We start from the raw sequence: 7,955 nt of genomic DNA, 5'->3' as shown, positions 1-7,955 counted from the left end.
CACTGACCTGTTTGGACTCGGCGCGTTCGGCGACCGGCCGATTGTCGATGCCCTGCGCCAGCCGGTGCAGGCCCGGTCCGACCGTGGTGCCCAGAATGGACGCCACCTCCGATTCCGGGGTCCGCGCGAACCCGCCGATGGTCTCGATGCCGAGCCGCTTCAGCTTCTCCTCGGCGACCGGGCCGATGCCCCACAGCTTCCGCACCGGAAGCTCGTCCAGCACCGCATGCTGCTCGTCCGGCGGGATCACCGTGATCCCGTCGGGTTTGGCCAGACCGGACGCGATCTTGGCCACCTGCTTGCCCGACCCGGCGCCGATGGACGCGACCAGTCCCGTCTCCTCGAGCACCAGGGCGCGCAGTCCCTCGCAATACCGTTGCACCGTGCCCGCATCCGCCCCGGCCAGCTCGATGGGTTCGCCGAACGCCTCGTCCATCGACAGTTGCTCGAGCACCGGCATCGGGCCGCGGAGCGCGTCGAACACGGACTTGCTCAACATGCCGTAAAGGCGACCCCGCGGCGGCAGCACCACCGCACCCGGACCCACCAGCCGGCGGGCCTGATGCATCGGCATGGCCGAACGCGCGCCGAACACCCGCGCCTCGTAGCTGGCGCCGGCGACGACGCCGCGCCCGCCGAGACCACCGACGAGAACCGGGCGGCCGCGGAGCGTCGGCCGGGTGAGCTGCTCGACCGACGCGAAGAACGCGTCCATGTCGAGGTGCAGCACCCACCGACGACTCACCTGATGCAAAATACCCGCCCGGTCCGACAGGTCACGCCTTCGCGATCGCCGCCCGCACACCCTCACCGAGCTCGACGGCGTCGCCCGGCGCCTCGGCCAGTTCCAGTTCGACGGCGAGGATCTCGCCCGCGATCAGCTCGCGGTGCGCGAGCGCCCAGTCCCGCCGCTCTTCGGGCACGTCGAGGACGACGGTGATCCGATCGGACACCTCGAGCCCGGCGGCGCGCCGCGCGTCCTGCAACTCGCGGATCCGGTCCTTCGCCCACCCCTCGGCTTCCAGTTCCTCGGTGACCGCCGAGTCCAGGACGACCAGACCGGCCCCGTCGGGCAGGGCTGCCGTCGACTCCGGTTCGGCGGCCACGAGCCGCTGCGTGTACTCCTCCGGCAGCAACTCGATCCCCGCCGCGACGACGACGCCGTCCGAATTCTCCGACCAGTCACCGGCCTTCACGGCCTTGATGACGGTCTGCACGTCCTTGCCCAGGCGCGGTCCCGCGGCGCGCGCGTTGACGACGAGCTCGAACCGGCCGTGCACGTCCACGTCGGTGGTGAGGTCGACCTTCTTGACGTTGACCTCGTCGGCGATGAGACCCAGGTACGGGCGCAGGCGCTCCGCGTCGTCGGACGCGACCGTCACCTCGGGCAGCGGCAGCCGCACCCGGAGGTTCTGCGCCTTGCGCAGTCCCAGCACCGTCGAGCACACCGACCGCACCTCGTCCATCGCCGACACCAACTCCGCATCCGCCGGCAGCTGACCGTGGGCCGGCCAGTCCGCGAGATGCACGGACCGTCCGCCGGTCAGTCCTCGCCAGATGACCTCGCTGATCAGGGGCAGCAACGGAGCGGCGAGCCGGGTGACCACCTCGAGCACCGTGTGGAGGGTGTCGACGGCGTCCTTGTCCTCGTCCCAGAAGCGCGAACGCGACCGCCGCACATACCAGTTCGTCAGCGCGTCGCAGAACGTGCGCAGTTCGTCACACGCCCCGGCGATGTCGTTCGTCTCGAGCGCGCCGGTGATGGCGTCCCGGGTTCCGGCCAGCTTCGCGAGGATGTACCGGTCCAGGACGTTCGTCGAATCCGTGCGCCACTCACCGGACGTCGGCGCGTACAGCTGCAGGAAGCTCCACGCGTTCCACAGCGGCAGCAGCGCCTGCCGGACACCCTCGCGGATGCCCTGTTCGGTGACGACGAGGTTTCCGCCGCGCAGGATCGGCGAGGACATGAGGAACCAGCGCATGGCGTCCGAGCCGTCCCGCTCGAACACCTCCTTCACGTCCGGGTAGTTGCCCTTGGACTTGCTCATCTTCAGTCCGTCTTCACCCAGGACGATGCCGTGAGCCGCAACGGTCTTGAAGGCGGGACGATCGAACAGCGCCGTCGCCAGCACGTGCAGCGTGTAGAACCAGCCGCGGGTCTGCCCGTTGTACTCGACGATGAAATCGCCCGGGAAGTGGCCGTCGAACCACTCACGGTTCTCGAACGGGTAGTGCACCTGCGCGTACGGCATCGAGCCGGACTCGAACCAGCAGTCGAGGACCTCGGGGACACGCCGCATCATCGACTTCCCGGTCGGGTCGTCCGGGTTCGGGCGCACCAGGTCGTCGATCATCGGCCGATGCAGATCCGTCGGCCGCACCCCGAAGTCGCGCTCGAGTTCGTCGAGCGAGCCGTACACGTCCGTGCGCGGGTACGCCGGGTCGTCGGACACCCACACCGGAATCGGGCTGCCCCAGTACCGGTTGCGGCTGATGTTCCAGTCGCGGGCACCCTCGAGCCACTTGCCGAACTGTCCGTCGCGGATGTGCTCGGGCACCCACGTGATGTCCTGGTTCAGCTCGACCATGCGGTCGCGGAACTTGGTGACCGCGACGAACCACGACGGGACCGCCATGTAGATCAGCGGCTGCCCGCTGCGCCAGCTGTGCGGGTACGAGTGCTCGATCGTCTCGTGCCGCAGCAACTTTCCCGCAGCCTTGAGGTCCTTGATGATCACCGGGTTCGCGTCGAACACCTGGAGACCCTCGTACGGCGGCACCATCGCCGTGAACTTGCCGCCCGGGTCGAGCGGCTGCACGATCTCGATCCCGTTCGCCGTGCAGTACTCCATGTCCTCTTCACCGAAAGCCGGTGCGAGGTGGACGATTCCGGTACCGGACTCGGTGGTGACGTAGTCGGCGGAGATGACGCGGTGCGCGTTCTCGTGACCGACGAAGAAGTCGAACGGCGGGTCGTAGTGGAGCCCGACGAGGTCCGCACCTTTGTGCTCGGACAGCACCTCGGGTGCCTCGCCGAGTTCGCGGGCATAGTGCCCCAGCCGATCCTTGGCGAGCACGTAGCGTTTGCCGTCGGCGCCCGTCACCTGGACGTAGTCGATGTCCGGGTGCACCGCGACCGCGAGGTTGGACGGCAGCGTCCACGGCGTGGTGGTCCAGATGATCGCGTTGGCTCCGTCGAGCGGGCCCTCGCCGTGCAGCGGCATGTCGACCGTGACGGCGGGATCCTGGCGCATCTTGTACGCGTCGTCGAGCCGGGTCTCCTGGTTCGACAGCGGCGTCTGCTCGTACCAGCTGTACGGCAGCACACGGAAGCCCTGGTAGATCAGGCCCTTGTCGAACAGTTCCTTGAACGCCCACATGACCGACTCCATGAAGTCGAGGTCCAGGGTCTTGTAGTCGTTGTCGAAGTCGACCCACCGGGCCTGCCGGGTGACGTAGTCGCGCCACTCGTCCGTGTATCGCAGCACGGAGGACTTGCAGTACTCGTTGAACTTCTCGAGACCCATGACGTCGATCTCGGACTTGTCCTTGATGCCGAGCTGCTTCTCCGCCTCGAGTTCGGCGGGCAGTCCGTGGCAGTCCCAGCCGAATCGGCGCTCGACCTTGTTGCCGCGCATGGTCTGGAACCGCGGGATCAGATCCTTGACGTACCCCGTCAGGAGGTGGCCGTAGTGCGGGAGACCGTTCGCGAACGGCGGACCGTCGTAGAACACGAATTCGGGGGCGTCGTCACGCTGGGCGACCGACGCCCGGAAGGTGTCGTCCTCGTCCCAGCCGGCCAGCACACGCTGCTCGATCTGGGGAAACCGGACACCCGCGTCCTGGGAGACGCCGTAGTCGACCTTGGGGTAGGACTCGTTGCTGCTGGTCACGTTGCTGGTGTCGGTCACCGCGATCTCCTCGTGCCTGACGTACTCGGCACGGGGACGACGGAGACGCCTCCTGCGTCACCACCGCGGTACCACCCCGCTTGCACCCCGGAGGGCGCCTCTCGGTGCCGGGCTGTGACGGGCCCACCCGTTCGGTTCTACTGAGCCGGCGTGCCGGCCGTTCTTCCGAAGGCTCCCCGGTGATGGCCGGATCGTCGCCGCGAAACTCGGTTACTGAATTATTCGCTGAATGCAGTCTAGCCGCCACCGCCGCGGGGCGGCTCAATCGGCACCGGGATACGGCAGCTCAGTCGCCCTCGTCGGATCCGGGCGCCGTGTCCGCGTCCCGTGTGGGACCGCGGTCACCGGGGACACCGCTCGTGGGTTGCCCCGGAACGGCCGCCGCCTTCTTGCCTGCAAGGGCGCTGACGAGCAGCAGGACCGCTCCGGCGACGCACACCACGATGCATCCCCAGGCCCACACGACCGAACCGGTCATGAGAGCCACCACTAGGAGAGCGAACCCCACCGCTGCAAGAGCGAGTGTCACGACCAGCACGGCTCAACCTCTATCCGGGCCGCTGGCTGGGCAACTACCGCGCGCTCAGTCAGCTATTGCCCTTGGCGTAGGACTGGCTGTAGTTGGACTGCGATCCACCCTGCGCGAACGAATCCTGACCGCCGTCCACCGGAACTGCGGATCCCCGCTGCTCCAGTTCCTCGAGCTGCGACTCCAGGTACGACTTCAGGCGCACACGGTATTCGCGCTCGAACGTCTTGAGCTGCTCGATACGACCCTCGAGCACGGAACGCTGCTGGTTGATCGTCGCCATGATCTCGGTGTGCTTCTTCTCCGCGTCCGCCTGCAGCGCATCGGCCTTCTCCTTGGCCTGGCGCAGCTGGGTCTCGGACCGGGTCTGAGCGTCGGTGATCAGTGCTTCCGACTTCTGGCGGGCGTCCGCGATCATCGTCTCGGAACGGGTCCGTGCGTCGCTGACCAGCTGCTCCGAGTTGGTGCGCGCGTTGCCGAGCAGCTGCTCGGACTCCGTCTTCGCGTCACTCGTGAGGCGGTCCGCCATCTCCTGGGCGAGACCCAGAACCTTGGCGGCCTGCATGTGAGCGTCGGCGCCCTGGGCGGGAGCGGCCGCGGCTGCAGCGGCGGGAGCCGGTGCCGGCGCGGGAGCCTTGGGCTGCTCGACCACGCGAGCCGGCTCCACCTTGGGGGCGGGAGTCGGTGCTGCGGACCCGGAGCGTGGAGCYTTCTTCGCATCGGCGAGCTCCTTGTCGAGCTCCCCTACTCGCTGCCGAAGGTCGGCGTTCTCCTCGATCAGGCGCGACAACTCTTGCTCGACGAGGTCGAGAAACGCATCGACTTCGTCTTCGTTGTAGCCCCGCTTACCGATCGGTGGCTTGCTGAACGCGACATTGTGCACATCAGCGGGAGTCAGCGGCATGGAAGGATCCCTTCACGCGTCATTTGGCGGTCTAGCAAGCATTCAGTTACAGCGCAGTCTACGTAACGGTGAAACAAGACTGGATCAATGGGGTCCATTCTGTCACACCAGACCCGTAGCACGCGCTTGTCCCTGAACGATCGACATCAGGATGAAGACGATGAACAGCAAGACCATGATGGATAGATCCAACCGCACCCCACCGAGATTGATCGGGGGGATCAACCGCCGTAGCAGTTTGACCGGTGGATCGGTGACCGTAAAAATCGCCTCGAGAATGACSACCACGACGCCGGTTGGCCGCCAGTCTCGTGCGAAGGTCCGTACGAACTCGACAATGATTCTGCCGATGAGTAGCAGCCAAAAGACAAACAGTATCAAGTAGATCACCGAGAACAAGGCCACACCTTCACTCTGCCTGAGAATGTCCGGCCGATCAAAACGAGCCGCGTGGCCAGGGCTTTCTCCGCCACAGCCGCCGCGGCCCGCGCCGTTTCGGACGTTCGGATCCCGATGGTCGTTTCCCCCGCTCCCCGGTTTACTTCTGGCTGTAGAAGCCGGTTTCCGCGATGCGGCGACGCTCCTCGGCGGACACGTCGATGTCTGCGGGTGAGAGCAAGAACACCTTCGTGGCCACCTTGTCGAAGGACCCGCGCAGCGCGAATGCCAGTCCGGCGGCGAAATCGACGAGGCGCTTGGCGTCCGCGTTGCTCATCTCGACGAGGTCCATGATGACGGGGGTGCCGTCACGGAACCGCTCGCCGATGGTGCGGGCCTCCCCGTAGTCGCGGGGGCGCAGCGTGGTGATCTTGGACAGCGGCCCACCTTCGTCGAAGAGGGGTCCGCGACGACTCTCCACCCGCTCGGACCGCGTGTCGACGGCCAGCGCGCCACGGGTGCTGCCGCGCACCGCACCGCTCGCGCTGGGACGGGCCGACCGGACGGCCACGGGTTCGACCCGGGACGAGTGCCGGGGGCCGTCGTACCGGTCGAAGTCGTCGTCGAGGTCGTCCCGGCGGCCGGGAGCATAGGCAGCCTTGCTGAAGGCCGGCTCGGCGAAGTCACGGTCGTCACGGTCGAGGTACGGATCACGTCCACTGTCGCGGGCCGGTCGAGCAGCCCTGCGCGCAGGTTCCGGCTCGTCCAGGTACTCGTCCTCGTAGTCGTCGAGGGGAACCATGCCGAAGTAAGCCTTGAACTTGTGCAGACTGCTCATTGATCGACCTTCCTTGGCGCGGCGGACAGGATCCAACTGCGACCGGTCGCAGCGGTGTGGACGGGTTGGCGATCACCTGGGCGATCTATTTCGAGGTTATAGGCCTCGAACCCAACAGCGCGGTTCCGACACGCACGCACGTCGACCCGTGTCGGACAGCGTGCTCGAGATCATTGGTCATGCCCGCTGAGAGGTCCGTCGCATCCGGATGGTCGCGCCTGAGCCGCGCGTGTATCTTCTCCAGTTCCTCGAACGCCGCGTCCGGGTCGGCGTCGATCGGCGGAACCGCCATCAGTCCGCGGTATTCGAGTCCCGGCGACGACTGCACCTCCGCGGCAAGGTGTTCGAGGTCGGCGATCGCGGCACCGCCGCGCTGCGGATCGCCGTCCAGACTGACCTGCAGCAGCACCCGCAGGGGCTCGGGCCGCTCCCCCGCCTCGAGAGCCGCGGTCGCCGCGCGGCCGAGGGCGCCGACGAGTCGTTCACTGTCCACCGAGTGGATGGCGTACGCCCAGTGCGCGACGGCCTTCGCCTTGTTGCGCTGGAGGTGTCCGATCATGTGCCACCGCACCGACGGATCCGTCACCACGGTGCGGAACTCCGCGATCTTGGCCGTGGCCTCCTGCTCCCGCGACTCCCCGAATTCGCGGCACCCGAGTTCGTACAGGATCCGCGCGTCGGATTCGGGGAAGAACTTGGTGACGGGCAGCAGCGACACCTCCGCGGGGTCGCGACCGGCGTCCCGGCACGCCGCGTCGAGCCGTGCGCGCACGGCGCCGAGCGCAGCCTCGATCTCCCCGACCCTGCTCATCGTTTCCACTCCCACACCGATCCTCACCGCCGTCGGCGGTCGTCGTCACACGCTGTCTTGCCCAGTATCCATCCAGATCACCGCCGCGAGCCGACCGGTCGGGGCCTGCCGGCGATGACTGAACAGTGTCTGGTCCTCGATGGTGCAGCGCGGATCCTCCGCCACCCCCGCGACACCCGCGTCGAGCAGTTGCTTCCGCAGGCCCGCCCGCAGGTCGAGGCCGGGGGTGCCCTTGACGGTGCGGGTGGCGCTGCCGGGAAGGAACTTCTCGACGTCGGCTTGCATCGCCGCGGGGACCTCGTACTGTCGGCCGCTGGCCGCCGGACCCAGGAATGCGCCGATCCGGTCGACGCGCGCCCCCTGCTCGACCATGACGTCGAGCACCCGCGGAACGATGCCGATGCGGGCGCCGATCCGGCCGGCGTGGACTGCGGCGATCACTCCGGCCTCGTCGTCGGACAGCAGCACCGGGACGCAGTCGGCGCTGAGGGTCGCGAGTGCGATCCCCGGAACCGTCGTCACCAGCGCGTCCGTGGCGGGTACCGGCACGTCGGTGGGCCCGTCGACCACGGTCACGTTGCGAC

Annotated in this window: 8 protein-coding genes; all 8 read right to left on the bottom strand. The window is 67.6% G+C overall.

Annotated features, from left to right (window positions below; genetic code table 11):
* Window positions 1-715 (bottom strand): DNA polymerase IV (locus tag AC1D1G_RS37885; RefSeq protein ID WP_477956146.1); only part of this gene is annotated, 715 nt, incomplete at its 3' end.
* A 61-nt stretch (window positions 716-776) separates the two neighbouring features.
* The gene (gene ileS, locus AC1D1G_RS37880; RefSeq protein ID WP_280782554.1) at window positions 777-3,911 is read right to left on the bottom strand and encodes an isoleucine--tRNA ligase; all 3,135 of its coding nucleotides are present in this window, start codon (window positions 3,909-3,911) and stop codon (window positions 777-779) included.
* A 286-nt stretch (window positions 3,912-4,197) separates the two neighbouring features.
* Window positions 4,198-4,449, bottom strand: coding sequence for a hypothetical protein (locus AC1D1G_RS37875; protein WP_283334269.1), 252 nt, complete (start codon window positions 4,447-4,449; stop codon window positions 4,198-4,200).
* Window positions 4,450-4,498: 49 nt separating this feature from the next.
* Window positions 4,499-5,344 carry a DivIVA-like cell division protein Wag31 gene (wag31, locus tag AC1D1G_RS37870; RefSeq protein ID WP_477956145.1) on the bottom strand — a complete coding sequence of 282 codons (846 nt, stop codon included), beginning with the start codon at window positions 5,342-5,344 and terminating at the stop codon, window positions 4,499-4,501.
* Window positions 5,345-5,446: 102 nt separating this feature from the next.
* The gene (locus AC1D1G_RS37865; RefSeq protein WP_005247609.1) at window positions 5,447-5,749 is read right to left on the bottom strand and encodes a YggT family protein; all 303 of its coding nucleotides are present in this window, start codon (window positions 5,747-5,749) and stop codon (window positions 5,447-5,449) included.
* Window positions 5,750-5,882: 133 nt separating this feature from the next.
* Window positions 5,883-6,560: a cell division protein SepF gene (locus AC1D1G_RS37860; RefSeq protein WP_283334268.1), complete on the bottom strand. Its 678-nt coding sequence runs from the start codon at window positions 6,558-6,560 to the stop codon at window positions 5,883-5,885.
* An 85-nt stretch (window positions 6,561-6,645) separates the two neighbouring features.
* Complete coding sequence (locus AC1D1G_RS37855; protein WP_317567686.1) at window positions 6,646-7,371, bottom strand: YggS family pyridoxal phosphate-dependent enzyme; 726 nt, start codon at window positions 7,369-7,371, stop codon at window positions 6,646-6,648.
* Between the two features lie 45 nt (window positions 7,372-7,416).
* Window positions 7,417-7,955, bottom strand: a 539-nt coding sequence (pgeF, locus tag AC1D1G_RS37850) for a peptidoglycan editing factor PgeF (RefSeq protein WP_477956144.1), incomplete at its 5' end; no start/stop codon positions are given.

Source organism: Rhodococcus sp. P3_B8, from assembly GCF_056402775.1.
The sequence above is the reverse complement of the archived record's forward strand: the minus strand, read 5'-3'. Positions and strand labels throughout refer to the sequence as shown.